Consider the following 1,789-nt stretch of genomic DNA (forward strand, 5'->3'; position numbering starts at 1 on the left):
CCGTTCGCGCAGTTCCGCCGAGATCTGGAACGTCCGGAAGGCTTGGATCTGGTCCTGCGGTGAGCCGTACCAGATCGAATCCGTGCCCCACAGCACGTTGTTCTCGCCGCACGCGACGATCAGTTTCCCGAGGGCGTGAGCCGCCTGTTCGGGGTCACGCATCAGGAAGCGCCACGTGCTGCCCAGCTCCGCATAGACGTTGCTGTTCGGCTTGACCTGGTGTTTGCGCAAGGACGTAATCAGCGTGTCGATGCCGTCGCTCTTACCGCTCGCGTCGTAGGCCTTTTCGGTCACCGTGCTGACGAAGCCCGAGTGATAGATCAGGAAGTTCACGTCCGGGTAACGCCTGGCGACGACGCCGATGTCGCTGCACTGGCTGTGCTCATAGGAGCGTGGTCCGAACGGCAGCCCCTTGTGGATGCAGATGTTCTTGACGCCCAGTGCGCGAGCCTTCTCGATGAACCGGATGCCGACGTCGTCGTGCAGGAAGTAGCCCTTGCCGTTCGGTCCATACTGCGTGTAGGTCTTCCACGCGCTGATGCCCCACCTCTCGTGCAACTCGTCCATGCCCTTGAGGTCTCCGGGCTGGTTCGGGTTGACGCGTCCATGCAGCAGCAGCCGGTGCGTTCCCTCAAGCTTGTCGACCAGCCTGCGGACCTCGTCGGCGGCCTGGATCGTGACCGGTTCAGCGTCGCGAGCGGAGGGCACGAAGGACAGCACCATCACGTCGGTGTCGCTGTCCATGAACACGTCCTTGAGGAAGACCTCCGCGCTCTTGGAAGTGCCTTTCGGCGTGTCGATGAAGTGGCCCTGGACGTCGAGGATGAACTCCTGCCTGGCGGGGCCGACCTGCGCGCGCGCGAGCTGCATATCCAGCGCGGCGTCGCGGGGCAGCTCGAAGAAGCCGCCGGTCCTTCCGGCCGCGGCGTTGGCCGCGTTGAAGGCCAGCAGCGTGCTGGCTGCGCCACAGGACGAGGTCAGGAACGCTCGCTTCGAGCATCCCAGCCGCTTCGCGTTGGTTGCCGCGGCCTCGTGTGCGAGGCGGTTGGCTTCGATGTTCGCCGGCCACAGCGACACCGGTGCGAACTCGCCATTCGAGGTGCTGTCGAGCTTGATGGGAAGGCGCTTGCCCTCAGGGTCGCTGTCATGCATGGTGGTCCCCCGGTTTGATCAAGAAGCCCCGCCGGCCCGCCAACGGCGCCATGAGCCCCCTTGGTTTCGGCGAGACCTGCCGATTCTGCTCCGCGCCGCGGGGCTCGGCCCTAGAAAACAAGCTAGGCACGCCCGCGGTAAACCGCCACCCATTGCCGGGGGACATCGAACCCAACGCCACCGACGCAGCAGTCGCTCTGAGTCCTTGGCCGCCCTCCATGTAGGCCTCGACCGGCCGTCAGTTTCTGCTTCTCTCATGGACCGATGGATCTGCGGCAGTCGACGTCATGATGGGCGCCAATGACTTACCTAGACGAATTTCTGCAGCAGATCTCCACGAGCCTTACCGACGAGGACGTGCTGGGACGCTTGTCCCGGTGGCAGTTCGAGCGCCGGGGCGACCAGGTGAACGCGATCGATACGCTCAATGCCCAGCTTGGCTATGGCCAGACGGATGACCGGCGCTTGCAACCCGGCCACTTGCCAACTACAGCGATCGGGTGGCTCGATGGCCTTGTCGTCGTTTCAGCAAATCCTGGCTACAACCCCGATCGCAACGGACTGGAGAACGCGTTTCGGTCGACGTCGGCTGAGGGAAACCAAGCGTTCTGCAAGGACTTCTTCAGCCGTTATCTAG

The 1,789-nt window shown here is 63.8% G+C and carries 2 protein-coding genes; one reads left to right on the forward strand and one right to left on the reverse strand.

Annotated features, from left to right (window positions below; genetic code table 11):
- Positions 1 to 1,152, reverse strand: a 1,152-nt coding sequence (locus tag BLS74_RS33520; RefSeq protein WP_139191817.1) for an amidohydrolase family protein, incomplete at its 3' end; no start/stop codon positions are given.
- A gap of 300 nt (positions 1,153 to 1,452) precedes the next feature.
- Here BLS74_RS33520 and BLS74_RS33525 point away from each other — a divergent pair.
- Positions 1,453 to 1,789: hypothetical protein (locus tag BLS74_RS33525; protein ID WP_139191818.1), on the forward strand; the 337-nt coding region annotated here is incomplete at its 3' end.

It is taken from the genome of Variovorax sp. CF079, assembly GCF_900101545.1.
Lineage (GTDB): Bacteria > Pseudomonadota > Gammaproteobacteria > Burkholderiales > Burkholderiaceae_C > Variovorax.